This is a genomic window from Streptomyces sp. NPDC049813, assembly GCF_044465085.1.
Taxonomy (GTDB): Bacteria; Actinomycetota; Actinomycetes; order Streptomycetales; family Streptomycetaceae; genus Streptomyces.
Window position 1 is genome coordinate 171,467 of sequence record NZ_JBITLI010000009.1, and the last position, 16,772, is coordinate 188,238.

Consider the following 16,772-nt stretch of genomic DNA (forward strand, 5'->3'; position numbering starts at 1 on the left):
GCCGGAGGCCCGGTCGCGGAAAAGCATGGGGAGGTGACAGAAGATGCAGCCGAGGCGTACCTGAGGTTCCCGCACCTGAGCGGCGGGCGACTGTGCTTCGTCGTCGAGGACGACCTGTGGGTCGCGCCCGTCGACGGCTCGGAGCGGGCCTGGCGGATCACCGTCGACCGCACCAAGGTCAGCCACCCGCGGTTCTCCCCCGACGGCACCCAGATCGCGTACACGACCTGGCGCAGCCTCGATCCGGAGATCCACCTGGCCCCGGTCGACGGCGGCTCCGCGCGCCGGCTCACCTACTGGGGCAGCGTCGACACCCAGGTGCGCGGCTGGAGCCCCGACGGCGACGTCCTCGCGGTCGCCTCGCACGGTGAGCCGTTCTCCTACTTCACCTTCGCCTACAGCGTGCCGACCGACGGCTCCCCCGGCGGCAAGCTGCCCTGGGGCCCGGTCTCCGACATCCAGGTCGCCGACATCGACGGCGAGCGCAGGACCCTGCTGCTGACCGGCACGCCCCCGCACGAGCCGGCCGCCTGGAAGCGCTACCGGGGCGGCGCCCAGGGCCGGCTGTGGGTGCACGGGCGGCGCATCCTCGCCGACCTGGACGGCCATCTCGACGACCCGATGTTCGTGGACGGCCGGATCGCCTTCCTCTCCGACCACGAGGGCATCGGCAACGTCTACTCGTGCCTGCCCGACGGCTCGGACCTGACCCGGCACACCGACCACGCCGAGTTCTACGCCCGGCACGCCTCCTCCGACGGCGAGCGGATCGTCTACCAGTGCGCGGGCGAGCTGTGGCTGCTGGACTCGCTGACCCCGGACTCGCGGCCGCGCCGGCTCCGCGTCCGCCTCGGCGGCCCGCGCGCCGGCCGCCGCCGCTACCAGGTCCCGGCCGCCCACCACATCGACGCCCTCTCCGTCGACGAGACCGGCCGGGCCAGCGCCGTCGTCGTCCGCGGCAGTCTGTACTGGCTGACCCACCGCGACGGCCCGGCCCGCACCGTCACCGACACCCCGGGGGTGCGGGTGCGGCTGCCGGAGATGCTCGGCTCCGGCGGGCAGGTCGCCTACGTCACCGACGCGCGGGGCGAGGACGCCGTCGAGATCGGCTTCCTGCCGCGGGCCGCGGGCGACCGCGCCCCGCTGCGGCTCGACTGCGGCGACCTGGGCCGCGTACAGGAGCTGGTCAGCGATCCGGACGGGCTGCGCCTCGCCGTCGCCTCGAACGACGGGCGGCTGCTGCTCGTCAGGGTGCCCGACACCACCGACACCACGGACGTCACCGAGGGCGCTGACGCCCCAGCCGAGGCGGACGGGGCGGACGGGCCGTCGCAGGAGACGGCCGTCGAGGTCACCGAGTTGATCCGGTCGACGAACGGGCCGGTCCGCGACCTCGCCTTCTCCCCCGACGGGGCCTGGCTGACCTGGTCCCACCCGGGCATCGGCCGGTCGCTGCGGCAGATCAAGATGGCCCGCATCAAGGACCGCACGATCGTCGACGTCACCAACGGCCGCTTCGAGGACGAGAACCCGGTCTTCACCCGGGACGGCCGCTACCTGGCGTTCCTCTCCTGGCGCGGCTTCGACCCGGTCTACGACGTGCACACCGGCGACCTCTCCTTCCCGCTGGGCTGCCGCCCCTACCTCGTACCGCTGTCGTCGGCGACCGCCTCGCCCTTCGCGCTCTCCCCCGACGGACGCACCGCGGCGGGCGGGCTCGACCCCGGCGAGGAGAGCGGCTCGGGGCTGACCCAGGCCGCGCCGACCGTGGAGATCGAGGGCCTTCCCAACCGCGTGGTGCCCTTCCCCGTCTCCGCCTCCAAGTACTCGGGGCTGCACCCCGTCGCGGGCGGCGGGCTGGTCTGGCTGCGCTGGCCGATCTCGGGCGCGCTCGGCGAGACGTTCGCCAACCCCGCCGACACCTCCTCGCAGCCCACGCTCGAACACTTCTCCCTCGCCAAGTGCAAGAAGACCCAGCTCGTCGACCACATGGACTGGTTCGCGGTCAGCGGCGACGGCAGCCGGCTGGTCGTCGGCGACGAGGGCGAGCTGCGCGCCGTGCCCGCCACCGAGGCCGGGGACAACGACTCCACCGTCTGGATCGACCTGCGCCGCATCCTGCACGAGGCCGACCCGGCCGCCGAGTGGCGCGGCGCCTTCGAGGAGGCGGGCCGGATCATCCGCGCGTACTTCTGGGAGCCGGACATGTGCGGCATCGACTGGGGCGCGGTGCTCGACCAGTACCGGCCGCTGGTCGAACGGGTCGCCTCCCCCGACGAGTTCGCGGACCTGCTCCGCGAGGTCCTCGGCGAACTGGGCACCTCCCACGCCTACGTCTCCGCGGCCCGCCGCAACGAGGGCCCGGCCCACTACCAGCGCGCCCAGGGCCTGCTCGGGGCCAACTTCGTCTGCCGGGACGGGCGGTGGACGCTCTGCCGGATCCTGCCCGGCGAGTCCTCCGACTCCAAGGCCCGCTCCCCGCTGGCCGGCACCGGCATCCGCGAGGGCGCGGTCCTCACCCACGTCGACGGGCGTCCGGTCGACCCGGTCCGCGGGCCGTTCCCGCTCCTTGCCGGGGCGGGCGGCACCACCGTCGAGCTGACCTTCGCGCAGACCGGCGGCGGCCGTCCCCGCCGGGTCGCCGTGGTGCCGCTCGTCGACGAGCGGCCGCTGCGCTACCAGGACTGGGTTGCCAAGCGCCGGGCGGTCGTCCGCGAGCTGAGCAACGGCAAGTGCGGCTATCTGCACATCCCCGACATGGGCGGCTCCGGCTGGGCCCAGTTCAACCGGGACCTGCGCATGGAGGTCTCGCGGCCCGCGCTCATCGTCGACGTGCGCGGCAACGCGGGCGGGCACATCAGCGAGCTGGTCGTGGAGAAACTCACCCGGAAGATCATCGGCTGGGACCTGACCCGCAACGCCCAGGCGGTCTCCTACGCCTCGAACGCGCCCCGGGGCCCGGTCGTCGCCCTCGCCGACGAGGCGACCTCATCGGACGGCGACATGATCACCGCGGCGTTCAAACTGCTCGGGCTCGGCCCGGTCGTGGGCCAGCGCACCTGGGGCGGCGTCGTCGGCATGACGGGACGGCACAAGCTCGGCGACGGCACGGTGATCACGGTGCCGATGAACGCGGCCTGGTTCCCCGAGTACGGCTGGTCGATCGAGAACCGCGGCGTCGACCCCGACATCGAGGCGCTGCGCACCCCGCTGGACTGGGCGGAGGGCCGGTACGCGCAACTCGACGACGCGGTGCACCTCGCCCTCGACCTGCTGAAGGAGCAGGGCGCGAAGAACCCGCCGGACCACTCGGACGTACCGGACCGGCGGCGGCCACCGCTGCCGCCGCGGTGACCCGGAGGGCGGCAGCGGGGGCCGTCGATGACCCTGGGGGGCGGCTCGAACTCCCTCCACGTGAGTGGGCCCCACCCGGCGTCCCGGGTGGGGCCCACTTCGCTCAGGACAGAGCGTCAGGCGTCGTAGTCCTGGTCGAACTTGTCCTGCTGCTGCTGAGCGGAGTCCTGGGCCTTGTCACGGCCCTGCTGCCCGCGCTCTCGCAGCTGGTCCTGACCCTGCTGGCCACGCTCGCGCGCCTGGTCCTGGGCGTCGCCCATGGAACCCCGGGCCTTGTCGGCGAGGTCGTTGGCCTTGTCCTGGAACTGGTCCTTGATGCCCATGCTGTGTTCACTCCCGGTGTGGGTTGGGGGGGTGGGGCTCGACCAGAGTGACACGCCCGGACATCCCGCGCATTTCGATCAATAACGGACCGTGCACGGGTAGGGAAACCGCAGGTCAGCGCCCCCGTACGGTCTCGTCGGCAGCGCCGCCCGCCCCCACCAGACCCCGCGACACACTGCCCAGCCGCGGCTCGAAGCGCCGCATCTCGCGCTGCCCCACGGAGCCGATGATCCCGGGCAGGTAGCCGCGGATGCCCTGCATGCCGCGCAGCCACCACTGCGCGTACACGTGCGACGAGCGCCGCTCGATGCCGTCCACCAGCCGGTCGACGGCCGGGCCCAGCGGATACGTCTTGTTCGACGGCCACGGCAGCCGCTGGCGCAGCTCGCGCATCACGTCGTCCTGGTCGGCGCCGCGCACCATGTCGGTGTCGGTCCAGGACAGATAGCCGACCCCGACCCGCACGCCCTTGTAGCCGACCTCGGCCCGCAGGCTGTGCGCGTACGCCTCCACACCGGACTTGGAAGCGCAGTACGCGGACATCATCGGCGCCGGGGTGATCGCGGCGAGCGAGGCGATCTGCAACAGGTAGCCGCGCGACTGCGTCAGCAGCGGCAGGAAGGCGCGGCCCGTCACGGCGGAGCCGATGAGGTTGACCTCGATGACCCGGCGCCAGGCGAGCGGGTCGGAGTCGACGAAGGGGCCGCCCGTGGCCACACCGGCGTTGGCCACCACGACGTCGACCTTGCCGAACCGCTCCTTCACCGCCGCGGCGACCCGCGCCATCGCCTCGTGGTCCGTGACGTCGGCGTGCCACCAGTCGGCGTCGGCGTGCAGCCGGCCAGCGACCTGCTTCAGCTCGTCCGGCTCCAGACCGACCAGCGCGATCTTCGCGCCGCGCGCCGACAGCTTGCGGGCGAGCAGCTCCCCGACGCCGCGCGCCGCCCCCGTGACGACGACGACCTGACCCTCCAGGCTGACCTTGCTCATGCGACATCCGCCCCCTTCTGCGACTGCGACTCTGATTCCAGGTAGGCGAAGGCCAGTTCGCGGATCTTCTCCGTGACGGCCTCGGGCGCCTCGATGGGTGTCATGTGGCCGAGGCCGGGCAGTTCGGTCAGCCCGACGCAGTGCGGCAGCGCGGCGGCGATCCGCCGGGCGTGCACGATCGGCGTCATCCGGTCCACGGTGCCGCCGAGCACGGCCACCGGCAGCGTCAGCGCGTCGAGCGCCCCGTCCATGTCCAGCGTCTCCAGGACGTGCGACCAGCCGTGGCGCACCCCGCGCGGGCAGGCGTGCACGATGTGCGCGCAGGCCTCGACCCGGTCCGGTGCGGCGCCGGGGCCCATGGTCGCGAACTTCAGGATCCGCTTGCCCAGCGGCGTGACCGGCCCGAGCGGCGCCTTCGACCCGAGGACGGAGCGCGTCAGCCGGGTCCGCAGCGCGCCCGCGACGAGCAGCGGCACCACGGTCGCCTCCGCGACCAGCCGCGAACTGCCGGTGCTGCACAGCAGCACGGCGGCCGCGTGCTCGCCGAACTTCTCCCGCCCGGCCGCGGCCATCATCGTCATGCCGCCCATGGAGTGCCCGGCGAGCACCGCCCGCTCCCCCGGCGCCAGCGTCGCGCCGAGCACCGCCTCCAGGTCGTCGGCCAGCATGTCCGCGGTGTACGGCAGTCGCGTGGCGGCGGGGGACCGCCCGTGCCCGCGCTGGTCGTAGACGATCACCCGGTGGTCGCCCGCGAGGGCACGTATCTGCGCCGCCCAGAACGCCGTCGAACAGGTCCAGCCGTGCGACAGCACCACCGCGGGCGCGCCGTCGGGGCCGTGCACCTCGACGTGCAGCCGCGACCCGTCCGCCGAGACGGCGGTCAGCTCGCGGGCGGCGGCGGGCGGTGCGAAGGGCCCGGTCCTCATGTGCGTCAGCCGGCTCACGCGGCGCTCACTTCCTTCTCCGTCGAATCCTGCTCCGCCGGACCCGCCGCCGCGGAGGCCCGCGGCGCCGCGGCCGGCGGCCGCAGCACCTCGTACTCCCCCACGTCCACATGGCGCGTGGCCTGCCGGAACTCGGTCGTGGTGCCGGGCCACACGGTCGTGTTGCGCCCGTTCTCGTCGAGGTACCAGCTGGTGCAGCCGCCGGTGTTCCACACGGTCCGCCTCATCCGGTCCTGGACGCGGTTGTTCCAGCCGGCCACGGCGCTCGGGCGCGGGGTCAGCGCGGCCCGGCCGCCCAGCACGTGCAACTGCCGCAGATAGTCGGCCAGGTAGTTCAGCTGGGCCTCGATCATCAGGATCATCGAGGAGTTGCCGAGCCCGGTGTTCGGGCCGATGACCGTCATGAAGTTCGGGAAACCCGCCGCGGTGGCCCCGCGCAGCGCGGCCATCCCGCCCTTCCAGCTCTCGGCGAGGCTGACCCCGTCCACGCCGATGACGCGCTGCGCGATCGGCATGTCCGTGACGTGGAACCCGGTGCCGAAGACGATCGCGTCCACCTCGGCCTCACTGCCGTCGGCCGCCACCAGGGTGCCGCCGCGGATCTCGCGCAGGCCGGACGCGACCACGTCGACATTCGGCTGGGCGAGCGCCGGGTAGTACGTGTTCGACAGCAGGATCCGCTTGCAGCCGATGCGGTAGTCCGGGGTGAGCTTCGCGCGCAGCGCCGGGTCCTTGATCGCCCGGTACATGTTCCGCTTGGCCAGCTGCTCGACCACGCCCAGCTCGTCGGGCCGCTTGGTGAACGCCTGGACCTGCAACTCCCGGATGCCCCACAGCAGTCCGCGCCGCGCCTGCGTGGTGAAGGGCAGCTGCCGGTGCAGCCAGCGCTCGGCCCGGGTGATGGCACGGTCGGCGCGCGGCATGACCCAGGGCGGGGTCCGCTGGAAGAGGGTGAGGTGCGCGACGTCGCGCTGGATCGCGGGCACGATCTGGATGGCGGAGGCGCCCGTGCCGATCATGGCGACGCGCTTGCCGCGCAGGTCGTAGCCGTGGTCCCAGCGCGCGGAGTGGAAGACCTTGCCGGGGAAGGTGCCGATCCCCGGGACGTCCGGCGTCTTCGGGTCGGAGAGCGGCCCGGTCGCGGAGACGACGACGTCGGCGGTGAGCGTCCCGGACGCGGTGTCGACCTCCCACCACAGCCGCTCGCTGTCCCACCGCACCTCGTGCACTTCGGAGTTCAGCCGGATGTGCGCACGAAGCCGGAAGACGTCGGCGACGTGCTCCAGGTACTCCCGGATGCGCTCCTGCCCCGAGAAGGTGCGCGGCCAGTTGGGGTTCGGCGCGAACGAGAACGAGTACAGGTGGGAGGGCACGTCACAGGCGCAGCCCGGATAGCTGTTGTCGCGCCAGGTGCCGCCGACGGCGCCGGCCCGCTCCAGCACCACGAAGTCCGTGACGCCCTCGCGGCGCAGCCTGACGGCGGCGCCGAGCCCGCCGAAGCCGGACCCGATCACCGCCACCCGTACGTGCTCGTGCTCCCGCTCGGTCATCCCGGCGCCTCCCTTGCCGCGCGACTCTGCCAGTGAACACTGGCGTGATTCGGAGCGTAGAGCAGCTCCGTACTGATGGGTAGGGGTCCGGCCGAGGAAACTTACCCGCGGTACGGCATAGGGTTCCGGGGTGGCGAAAGAAGTGACGGAACCCGGCCGCGCGGCCGGCAAGGCCGACGAGCCCGGTGCCCACGGCGGCGCCGGCGCGCTCCGCGAGTTCCGGATGGAGGAGCTGGCGCGGGCGGCCGGCACCACGGTGCGCACCGTGCGCTTCTACCGCGAGCGCGGCCTCATCAAGCCGCCCCGCCGCGAGGGCCGCATCGCCTGGTACGACGAGACGCACCTGACGCGGCTGCGCACGATCGCCGCCCTCCTGGACCGCGGCCACACCCTCAACGGCATCGCCGAGCTGTCCGAGGCCTTCGACCGCGGCCGCGACGTCGGCGAGCTACTCGGCCTCGGCGGCCCCACCGAGGAGACCCCGGTCCGCCTCACCCCCGAGGAACTGGCCGACCACTTCGCCGGCCAGGACACCCCCGAGAACCTCCAGGCGGCCCTCGACCTCGGCTACCTGGGCACCGACGGCGAGGAGATCGTCCACGTCAGCCACCGCCTGCTGGAGGTCTCGGCCGCCCTGGTCCGCGAGGGCATCCCGCTGGCCGAGGTCCTCGCGGCGGCGAGCCGGGTCCGCGAGCACGCCGAGGCCATGGCCGCCCTCTTCACCGAGATGGTCCTCGCCCACGGCACCCGGCACGACGTCCAACGCCTGCGCCCGCTGGCCAAGTCGGTGGTGGAGGCGGAACTCTCGATGGCCCTGGACCGCCACCTGAACCCCCACCCCGAGACCTGACCCGGGCCGGGCTCAGCATCCGCGGCCGGCATCCCGCCCGGCCCCGGTCGCCCCCGACGTCAGCCATGCCCTGTTTCGAACTGGCGCCTGACGCGATCGCCGAACTCACCAAAGCGCTCACACCTTCGAGGTACATCACACCTGTTCGAACCTGAAGCGGCATGCGCGCACCGAGAGTTGAGCCGACTGACCCCGGCGGCTGTCCGACCAGCCCCGGGGCACGGCCGACACTCCCTGGAGTCCCGACATGCCCGAGCATAGTTCTGGCCCGCTCCCGCCGACACCGGCTCCGGAGGCACCTCACAGAGCCCTTGGCGTCGTGCGCCTCAGCAACGTCACCACGGTGACCACATCGCCCGGCAGGCAACGAACAGCCATCCAGCAAGGCGCGGCTCGACTCGCCTTGACCGTCATCGCCGAAGCAGCCGACCTCGGGGTCTCGGCACGAAAGACATCCCCCTTCGAACGGCCGGCCCTGGCACCGTGGCTGCGCAAACCCGACGAATACGACGCCATCGTCTGGTCCCACGTGGACCGCGCCGTGCGCTCCGTCAACCACATGTCCGAGCTGCTCGAATGGGCGGAGGAGCAAGAAAAGACCCTCGTGTTCGTCATGCCGGGGGAGGAACGACCTCTCGTCGTCACGCCTCTGAGTGACGGCAGGACCATCCGACGGTGCATGGACCTGGCTTACATCGCCGAGCAGGAGGCTCACGCCCTTTCGGCGCGCCTCACAGGCGCTCATGAGGCGCTGCGAGCGACCGGTCGATACGGCGGCCTTGTCCCGTTCGGGTACCGCAAAGCGCCCCATCCGTCGGGCACCGGCTGGTGCCTCGCCCCGGACGTCGAGTCAGCTGCCCTCGTGCGCCACATCGTGGACCGCGTCCACCAAGGGGACTCGCTCACGGCCATCGCCCGCGATCTCAACGACCGGAACACTCCCGTACCCCGCGACCACCACGCGCTGCTACAAGGCCGCTCCACCGGCGGCGTCCGACACGGACATACCTTCGACAGATTCCGTTGGACGTCGGGGACACTCTCGAAGGTCCTGCGCTCGCCCTCGCTGATGGGACACCGCCTTCATCGCGGGCGCTCGGTTCTCGACGAGGACGGCCGCCCGGTACTGATCGGCGCACCGGTACTGAGTCGAAGCGAGTTCCACACCCTGCAGGACCTCCTGACAGCTCGGTCCCCTGGCCCCAGGCGCTCCAGGGGCGCCGGCTCCCATCTGCTGACTCGCGTCGCGCATTGCGGTGCCTGCGGCGGCCGCATGTACTTCAGGCCGCGCAAGCCCTACATCTACGGGGACTACGTCTGCGCCGCACCCGCGAACGGCCTGCGGTGCCCAGCGGCAGCCGCCATGCGATCGGACTGGCTGGAGACTTACGTGATCGACGGCTACCGAGCGGCGACAGGAGCCGGCGGACCGGTGAGCCGGGCAGACCTCCAGGCCGCCGGAGCACGGGTCACGGTCACCAAGGGCCGCTGCGGTGGAGGCGTGGACGGGCTCTCAGGACCGGACACCTCACGACTGACCTTGGCGATGGGCGCACCTTCGGACCCTGCAGCCTGACCGGTACCCCCTGCGGGGCACGCGACCTGCGCGCCCCGCCCCTCACCGCCTACTTGTCGAACGCCACCGTCACAGGCGCGTGGTCCGACCAGCGCTCCTCATGAGAGGCGGCGCGCTCCACATAGGCCTTGACCGCCCTGGCCGCCAGCCCCGGGGTCGAAACGATCAAGTCGATCCGCCATCCTGCATCGTTGTCGAAAGCCCGCCCCCGGTACGACCACCACGAGTACGGCCCCTCCGTGTCCGGGTGCAGGGCCCGGACGACGTCGACGTAGCCGCCGTCCGCCGCGTCGAGGACCCGGGTCAGCCAGGCGCGCTCCTCGGGGAGGAAGCCGGAGTTCTTCTTGTTGGCCCGCCAGTTCTTCAGGTCGGCCTCGGCGTGGGCGATGTTCCAGTCGCCGCAGACGACGACCTCGCGGCCGTCGGCGGCGGCCCGCACCCGCAGCTCCTTGAGGTACTCCAGGAACTCGGCCATGAAGCGGATCTTCTCGTCCTGCCGCTCCGTCCCGACCTCGCCCGAGGGCAGGTAGAGGCTGGCGACGACGACGCCCGGCAGGTCGACCTCCACGTACCGGCCGCTCGCGTCGAACTCGTCCGACCCGAAGCCGATCCGCACCCGCTCCGGCGCGCGCCGCGTGTAGAGCGAGACGCCGGCCCGCCCCTTGGCGGTGGCCGGGGCGTGCACGACGTGCCAGCCCTCGGGCTCCCGCACCCCGGCCGGGAGCTGCTCCGGCTCGGCGCGCACCTCCTGGAGGCACAGCACGTCGGCTTCGGTCCCGGCGAGCCACTCGACGAAGCCCTTCTTGGCGGCGGCGCGGAGCCCGTTCACATTCACGGTGGTCACTGTCAGCACCGGGCCACGGTACCGGCACACTTGGCGGGTACCCCGTACCGACCAGCATAGAGATACGATCGATCGCATGAGTATTCATCCCGTGTCCGCCACCGCGCCCGTGCTGCGGCGCGTCTCCTTCGACCACCCCGACGCGCGCGCCCTGAACGACCGCGTCCAGCTCGAGTACGCGGAGCGCTACGGCGATGAGGGCGATGTCACACCGCTCGACCCGACGATGTTCTCCCCGCCGCGCGGCCTGTACCTGATCGCGTACGACGCGGACGGCACCCCGCTGGCGACCGGCGGCTGGCGCGCCCAGGACGCGAACGAGGAGGAGTACGCGGACGGCGACGCCGAGCTCAAGCGGATGTACGTCACTCCGGAGGCGCGCGGCCTGGGCCTGGCCCGGCGGATCCTCGCGGAGCTGGAGACGGACGCCCGCGCGGCGGGCCGCACCCGCATGGTCCTGGAGACGGGGACGAAGCAGCCGGAGGCGATAGCGCTCTACGTCTCCAGCGGCTACGAGCCGTGCGCCAGGTTCGGGCTGTACCGCTTCGAGGAGCTGAGCCGCTGTTACGCGAAGGCGCTGTAGCCGCTCGACGGACCGCACCGGCTCGGGTGGCCCCGGGCGGCCTGCTCCGGCGGGCCGCCTCACCGGACATGGCGAGAATCGCACCGGGCACAGCAAGAACCCCGCCGGGGTGACCCGGCGGGGTTCTCAATTGCGGTGGACCTGTGGGGATTTGAACCCCAGACCCCCTCGATGCGAACGAGGTGCGCTACCAGACTGCGCCACAGGCCCTTGCAACGAGTGAAACTCTAGCATCCCGATCGGGGTGCTTGGAAATCCGTTCCCTGGCAGGTCAGCCGGGTCACTCGTTGGCGGCCCGGGGCCGCCCGTCGGAACCGGCGGCGCCGGCGTCGTACTGGTCGAAGAGCGGGGTGCGCCCGCGCTCGCGGGAGCGGCGCGCGGAGGCGGCGCGGCGGGCGTCGCTGCGCCCGTCGTCGGCGGCCGGCTCCTGCGCGGGTTCCGCGGCGGCCGACTCCGCGGCGGAGGAGCGGGCGGCGCTCCAGGTCTCGGGGGCGCCGTAGTCGATGCCGCCGCCGGCCCGCGGGGCGACGGGGGCGGTGACGTACGTGGGCAGCGGGACGGGGACGGGGTCCCAGCTCTCGCCGGGGCCGGGCCGGTGCTGGCGCTCGCGCTGCTGGTCGACCCACTCGGCGTGGTCGGTCTGTTCGACGAGCGCGCGCCGGTCGGCGGCGAGGGAATCGAGCCCGGTGCCGGTGCCGGTCTCGGTGTCTGGACCGTCCTCCGCGTCGTCGGCGGCGCCGCGCCGGGCGGTGGGCTGGCGCCGGCGCGGCTGGCGCTCGCGCAGGCGCTGCGCGGCGATCTCGGCGCGGCGGCGGTCCATGACGTAGGCGAAGCGGCGTCGCTCCTGGGCCCGCAGGTAGACGATGTAGGTGCTGAGCAACAGGGCGGGTGCGGCGGGTGCCCACAGGAACGCGATGCCGCCGACTCCGGCGACGACGGCGCCGATGCTGAAGGCGATGAAGAGCAGCACGGTGGTGCGGCGGCGGCGCGCGAGCACCTTGGTGCGCCGGGCGCGGGCCTGGGCCTCGGCGGAGGAGACGCGGGGGCGGCGGGGCGTGGCCGCGGGCTCCGGCTGGTGCTCGGGCTCGTGGCGCGGCTCGGGGCGGGCCTCGGGATGCGCCTCGGAACGCGGCTCGGGCCGGGCCTCGGGGCGCGGTCGCTCGGCGGGCGGGGGTACGACGGGGGGCCGGACGTCCACCGCTTCGGTGATCGCGTCCGAACCGTCCGGGGCGCCGCGCCGCTCTTCCGTCTCCGGCGAGCGCGTCTGCAGGTCCTTGGCGTACCGGCGCTCCATGCCCGCCCGTCCGGACAGAAGTCGGATGGCGGTGCTGAAGCGTTCCGTCGGACGGGCTTCGTTCAGCTCGTCCTGCCTACGGAGCCACATCGGCACCAAGTAGGCGGCCCAGGCCCCGACGATGACTGCGTAGATGAGGCCGCTGCTGCTCACGCCTCACACCGTAGAGGGGTTTGCGGGAAGCCATCCGCCAATTGAGCCGGTGTGTCGCACGATCTGGCTGATATTTCGAGCTTTTTTTGCGACTGGTGCGATCAACTGGCCGCCCGGGACGGGAATTCAATGACTCCCGCGGTCGCCCGCCGATCAATTTCGAACATTTATTTTATTTTGAGGAGGCGCCGGGGTCGATGGCGTTGGAACCCCCGGGACCTGCGGAGTTGCCGCGCTGGGCGCGCCGCAGGCGGCGCAGCAGCCCCTCGGGCACCTCCTCGGCGGTGAGCGCGAAGACGAGGTGGTCCCGCCAGCCGCCGTCGATGTGGAGATACCGTGGGCGCAGCCCCTCCTCGCGGAATCCGAGTTTCTCCACGACCCGGCGGCTCGGCCCGTTCTCCGGACGAATGCAGACCTCGATGCGGTGCAGGCCCACCGTGCGGAAGCAGTGGTCGACGGCGAGCGCGACGGCGGTGGGCATCACTCCGCGCCCGGCGACGCCCTGGTCCACCCAGTACCCGACGTGGCCCGAGCACATGGAACCCCAGGTGATCCCGGCGACCGTCAACTGGCCGACGAGGCGGCCCTGGTACTCCACGACGAAGGGCAGCATGCGGCCCGCGTTCGCCTCCGCGCGCAGGTGACGCACCATCTGCCGGTAGGTCGGACGGTGCGCGATCGGGCCGCTCGGAGTGGGCGGCGGGATGGTCGCCTCCCAGGGGCGCAGCCAGTCGCGGTTGCGGCGGTTGACGTCCCGCCAGGCGCTCTGGTCGCGCAGCTTTATCGGGCGCAGGACGACGTCGCCCTCCACCAGGACGACGGGCCAGGACGGGCTGTTCAGCGCGCACCCCCCGGGTCGGCGTCGGGTCTGGGATGGTCACCGCCGCGGAGCTGGTCCACGGCGTGGACGAGCAGCGGCTCCAGGACCGCGAGGCCGTCCCGCACGCCGCCGCTCGACCCCGGCAGGTTGACGATCAGGGTGCGGCCCGCGACTCCGGCGAGGCCGCGCGAGAGCGCGGCGGTGGGCACGTGCTCGCGCCCGTACGCGCGGATCGCCTCGGGGATGCCCGGGACGGTGCGCTCGATGACGCGGGCCGTGGCCTCGGGGGTCCGGTCGGTCGGGGAGATCCCGGTGCCGCCGGTGGTGACGACGACGTCGTACGCGGCCTCGACCGCGGCCCGCAGCGCGGCCTCCACGGGGTCGCCGTCCGGCACGACCTGGGGGCCCTCGACGGCGAAGCCCGCCGCGCGCAGGGCCTCGGCGATCAGCGGGCCGCCCTTGTCCTCGTAGACGCCCGCGGCGGCCCGGTTCGAGGCGGTGACGACGAGGGCGCGGTAGGACCCGGTCATGACCGGTCCCCGCGCTGCCAGGTGCCGGACTTGCCGCCGGTCTTCTCCTCGACGCGCACGTCCGTGATGACCGCGCCCTTGTCGACCGCCTTGACCATGTCGACGACGGTGAGCGCGGCGACGGAGACCGCGGTGAGGGCCTCCATCTCGACGCCCGTGCGGTCCGTGGTCTTCACGGTCGCGAGGATCTCCACCGCGTCGTCGGCCACCGTCAGGTCCAGCCGCACGCCGGAGACGGCCAGCGGGTGGCAGAGCGGGATCAGGTCCGGGGTCCGCTTGGCCCCCATGATCCCGGCGATCCGGGCGGTCGCGAGCGCGTCGCCCTTCGGCACGCCCTCGCCGCGCAGCAGTTCGACCACGCGCGGCGAGACGACGACGCGGCCACTGGCGCGGGCGGTGCGCGCGGTGACGTCCTTCTGCGACACGTCGACCATGCGGGCGGCGCCCGCCTCGTCGAGGTGGGTGAGTCGGTCCTGCGAAGTGCTCATGGTGCTGTGGCGCTCCCGATCCGAGCCGTGCGCGGTGCGGCGCGCCGGACTGTTGTGCGCGACACGGTATCGCGGGCGCCGCGGGAACAGCGGGTCCGGGCCGCCGGGAACCGGACGCGGGGGCCCGGCCGGGCGACGGGGCGCAGACGGGGGCAGAGAGCGGACGGGGGTGCGACGGCAGGCTCTCAGCCCAGCGGGACGACCTCCACCTCGGTGCCGGGCTCCACCGACGTGACGTCCTCGGCGACCACGATCAGCGCGTCCGCCTGGGCGAGCGCCGCGATGAGGTGCGAGCCGGAGCCGCCGACCGGGGCGACCGTGCCCGCCTCGGCGTCGTAGGTGCCGCGCAGGAACTGGCGACGGCCCTCAGGGGAGGTCAGCGCCTTGTCGGTGGTGAGCACCGCGCGCGTGCTGGGGCGGCGCAGGATGGCGTCGGGCAGGCCCATCAGGGCGCGGATCGCCGGCCGGACGAACAGCTCGAAGGAGACGTAGCTGGAGACCGGGTTGCCCGGCAGGGCGAGCAGCGGGGTGTGGTCGGGGCCGACGGAGCCGAAGCCCTGCGGCTTGCCTGGCTGCATGGCGAGCTTGCGGAACTCGACGCCGCTGCCCGCGCCGATGCCGCCCTCCTCGTCCGGGTCGCCGATCGAGGAGAGGGCCTCCTTGACGACGTCGTACGCGCCGACGCTGACGCCGCCGGTGGTGACGACGAGGTCGGCGCGGATCAACTGGTCCTCGATGGTGGAGCGGAGGGTCTCGGCGTCGTCGGCGACCGCGCCGACGCGGTAGCCGATGGCTCCGGCGTCCCGGGCCGCGGCCGTCAGGGAGAAGCTGTTGGAGTCGAAGATCTGGCCGTGGCTCAACGACTCGCCGGGCTGCACGAGTTCGCTGCCGGTGGAGACGACGACCACTCGCGGGCGAGGGCGCACGCGTACGGTGCCGCGGCCGATGGCGGCGAGCAGGGCGATCTGCGGCGGTCCGAGGACCGTGCCCGCGGTGAGGGCGCGGTCGCCGGCCCGGACGTCGCTGCCCTGCGCGCGTACGTGGGCGCGGGCCTCGGCCGGGCGGTGGACGCGGACCTCGCCGGAGGCGCCCCCGGGGGCGCTGGAGTGGGCCGTCATGGTGGTGACGGGGCCCGCGCCGAGCCCTCCGTCGGTCCACTCCACGGGGACGACGGCCTCGGCGCCGGGCGGCAGCGGGGCGCCGGTCATGATGCGGGCGGCCTGGCCGGGGCCGACGGTGGGCTGCTCGCTCTGGCCCGCCGCGACGTCACCGATCACGGTGAGCACGGCGGGGTACTCCTCGCCGGCCCCGGCGACATCGGCGACGCGCACCGCGTACCCGTCCATCGAGCTGTTGTCGAACGGGGGCAGCGCGACCGGGACCGTCACGTCCTCGACGAGCACGCAGCCCTGGGCGTCGAGGATCTGCAGCTCGATGGGGTCGAGCGGGCGGACGGTGCTGAGGATGTCCTCCAGGTGCTCGTCGACCGACCACAGGTGCTGGCGGCCGACAGGGGACGAGGTGGTCGCGCTGCTCAAGGTGCTACATCTCCTCGGTGACGTAACTGCGAAGCCAGGACCGGAAGTCCGGTCCCAGGTCCTCACGTTCGCATGCGAGTCTGACAATGGCACGCAGATAGTCGCCTCGGTCGCCGGTGTCATAGCGGCGGCCGGTGAAGACGACGCCGTGCACCGGGCCGCCGATCTTCTCGTCCGCGGCGAGCTGTTGCAGGGCGTCGGTCAGCTGGATCTCGCCGCCGCGGCCGGGCTCGGTCGTGCGGAGAATGCCGAAGACGTGCGGGTCCAGGACGTAGCGGCCGATGACCGCGTAGTTCGACGGCGCGTCCGCCGGGTCCGGCTTCTCCACCAGGTCGGTGACCTTGACCACGTCGCCTTCCTCGGTGGCCTGGACCGCGGCGCAGCCGTAGAGGTGGATCTGCGAGGGCGCGACCTCCATGAGGGCCACCACGCTGCCGCCGTGCCGCTCCTGGATGTCGACCATCCGCGCCAGCAGCGGATCGCGCGGGTCGATCAGGTCGTCGCCCAGCAGCACCGCGAACGGCTCCTGGCCCACGTGCGGTTCCGCGCACAGCACCGCGTGCCCCAGCCCTCTCGGGTCGCCCTGCCGCACGTAGTGCATCGTCGCCAGGTCGCTCGACTCCTGCACCTTGGCAAGACGCGCGGCGTCGCCCTTCTTCTGAAGCGCCGACTCCAACTCGTAGTTGCGGTCGAAGTGGTCCTCCAGCGGCCGCTTGTTGCGGCCCGTGATCATGAGGACGTCGTCGAGCCCCGCGGACACGGCTTCTTCGACCACGTACTGGATCGCCGGCTTGTCCACCACCGGAAGCATCTCCTTGGGAGTCGCCTTCGTGGCCGGCAGGAACCGGGTGCCGAGACCTGCGGCAGGAATGACAGCCTTGGTGATCCTGGTGTGCGCGTCAGTCATGCCGTCACCATATCCGGCACGTATGGG

General features: G+C 72.8%; 15 protein-coding genes and 1 tRNA gene. 4 read left to right on the forward strand and 12 right to left on the reverse strand.

What is annotated here, in order from left to right; all coding sequences use genetic code 11:
• The first annotated feature begins 33 nt into the window (after window positions 1-33).
• Window positions 34-3,354 carry a S41 family peptidase gene (locus ACIBW6_RS20080; RefSeq protein ID WP_399061334.1) on the forward strand — a complete coding sequence of 1,107 codons (3,321 nt, stop codon included), beginning with the start codon at window positions 34-36 and terminating at the stop codon, window positions 3,352-3,354.
• Window positions 3,355-3,470: 116 nt separating this feature from the next.
• Here ACIBW6_RS20080 and ACIBW6_RS20085 read toward each other — a convergent pair whose 3' ends face one another.
• The 4 genes from ACIBW6_RS20085 to ACIBW6_RS20100 form a co-directional block, all read right to left on the reverse strand.
• Entirely contained in the window at window positions 3,471-3,677 is a 207-nt protein-coding gene (locus ACIBW6_RS20085) for a hypothetical protein (protein WP_399061336.1), read from the reverse strand.
• A 115-nt stretch (window positions 3,678-3,792) separates the two neighbouring features.
• A complete protein-coding gene (locus ACIBW6_RS20090; protein WP_399061338.1) occupies window positions 3,793-4,668 on the reverse strand; it encodes an SDR family oxidoreductase in 876 nt (291 codons plus the stop codon).
• Complete coding sequence (locus tag ACIBW6_RS20095) at window positions 4,665-5,612, reverse strand: alpha/beta fold hydrolase (RefSeq protein WP_399061340.1); 948 nt, start codon at window positions 5,610-5,612, stop codon at window positions 4,665-4,667. Before ACIBW6_RS20095 ends, ACIBW6_RS20090 begins: the two co-directional genes overlap by 4 nt.
• A complete protein-coding gene (locus ACIBW6_RS20100) occupies window positions 5,609-7,162 on the reverse strand; it encodes a flavin-containing monooxygenase (RefSeq protein ID WP_399061343.1) in 1,554 nt (517 codons plus the stop codon). The genes ACIBW6_RS20095 and ACIBW6_RS20100 overlap by 4 nt, the downstream gene beginning before the upstream one ends.
• A gap of 223 nt (window positions 7,163-7,385) precedes the next feature.
• Between ACIBW6_RS20100 and ACIBW6_RS20105 the strand changes: the two genes are divergently transcribed.
• Both ACIBW6_RS20105 and ACIBW6_RS20110 read left to right on the forward strand, forming a co-directional pair.
• On the forward strand, window positions 7,386-8,012 hold the full coding sequence (locus ACIBW6_RS20105; protein WP_399061534.1) for a MerR family transcriptional regulator: 627 nt from the start codon (window positions 7,386-7,388) through the stop codon (window positions 8,010-8,012).
• Window positions 8,013-8,331: 319 nt separating this feature from the next.
• Window positions 8,332-9,588, forward strand: coding sequence for a recombinase family protein (locus tag ACIBW6_RS20110; protein WP_399061345.1), 1,257 nt, complete (start codon window positions 8,332-8,334; stop codon window positions 9,586-9,588).
• A 49-nt stretch (window positions 9,589-9,637) separates the two neighbouring features.
• Here ACIBW6_RS20110 and ACIBW6_RS20115 read toward each other — a convergent pair whose 3' ends face one another.
• The gene (locus tag ACIBW6_RS20115; protein ID WP_399061347.1) at window positions 9,638-10,462 is read right to left on the reverse strand and encodes an exodeoxyribonuclease III; all 825 of its coding nucleotides are present in this window, start codon (window positions 10,460-10,462) and stop codon (window positions 9,638-9,640) included.
• A 46-nt stretch (window positions 10,463-10,508) separates the two neighbouring features.
• On the opposite strand from ACIBW6_RS20115, the gene ACIBW6_RS20120 reads away from it, so the two are divergent.
• Window positions 10,509-11,015: a GNAT family N-acetyltransferase gene (locus ACIBW6_RS20120; RefSeq protein ID WP_399061349.1), complete on the forward strand. Its 507-nt coding sequence runs from the start codon at window positions 10,509-10,511 to the stop codon at window positions 11,013-11,015.
• A 136-nt stretch (window positions 11,016-11,151) separates the two neighbouring features.
• Here the strand turns inward: ACIBW6_RS20120 and ACIBW6_RS20125 are convergent.
• From ACIBW6_RS20125 to galU, 7 genes are all read right to left on the reverse strand, one after another.
• Window positions 11,152-11,225: transfer RNA gene (locus tag ACIBW6_RS20125), tRNA-Ala, on the reverse strand.
• 70 nt (window positions 11,226-11,295) lie between these two features.
• On the reverse strand, window positions 11,296-12,462 hold the full coding sequence (glpR, locus tag ACIBW6_RS20130; RefSeq protein ID WP_399061351.1) for a gephyrin-like molybdotransferase receptor GlpR: 1,167 nt from the start codon (window positions 12,460-12,462) through the stop codon (window positions 11,296-11,298).
• A gap of 172 nt (window positions 12,463-12,634) precedes the next feature.
• A complete protein-coding gene (locus ACIBW6_RS20135) occupies window positions 12,635-13,303 on the reverse strand; it encodes a GNAT family N-acetyltransferase (RefSeq protein ID WP_399061537.1) in 669 nt (222 codons plus the stop codon).
• Entirely contained in the window at window positions 13,300-13,812 is a 513-nt protein-coding gene (locus tag ACIBW6_RS20140) for a molybdenum cofactor biosynthesis protein B (RefSeq protein WP_399061352.1), read from the reverse strand. Before ACIBW6_RS20140 ends, ACIBW6_RS20135 begins: the two co-directional genes overlap by 4 nt.
• Complete coding sequence (gene moaC, locus ACIBW6_RS20145) at window positions 13,809-14,300, reverse strand: cyclic pyranopterin monophosphate synthase MoaC (protein WP_399061354.1); 492 nt, start codon at window positions 14,298-14,300, stop codon at window positions 13,809-13,811. The genes ACIBW6_RS20140 and moaC overlap by 4 nt, the downstream gene beginning before the upstream one ends.
• Before the next feature lie 185 nt (window positions 14,301-14,485).
• Window positions 14,486-15,838: a gephyrin-like molybdotransferase Glp gene (glp, locus tag ACIBW6_RS20150; RefSeq protein WP_399061356.1), complete on the reverse strand. Its 1,353-nt coding sequence runs from the start codon at window positions 15,836-15,838 to the stop codon at window positions 14,486-14,488.
• Between the two features lie 4 nt (window positions 15,839-15,842).
• Entirely contained in the window at window positions 15,843-16,745 is a 903-nt protein-coding gene (galU, locus tag ACIBW6_RS20155) for a UTP--glucose-1-phosphate uridylyltransferase GalU (RefSeq protein ID WP_399061358.1), read from the reverse strand.
• Window positions 16,746-16,772 lie beyond the last annotated feature (27 nt).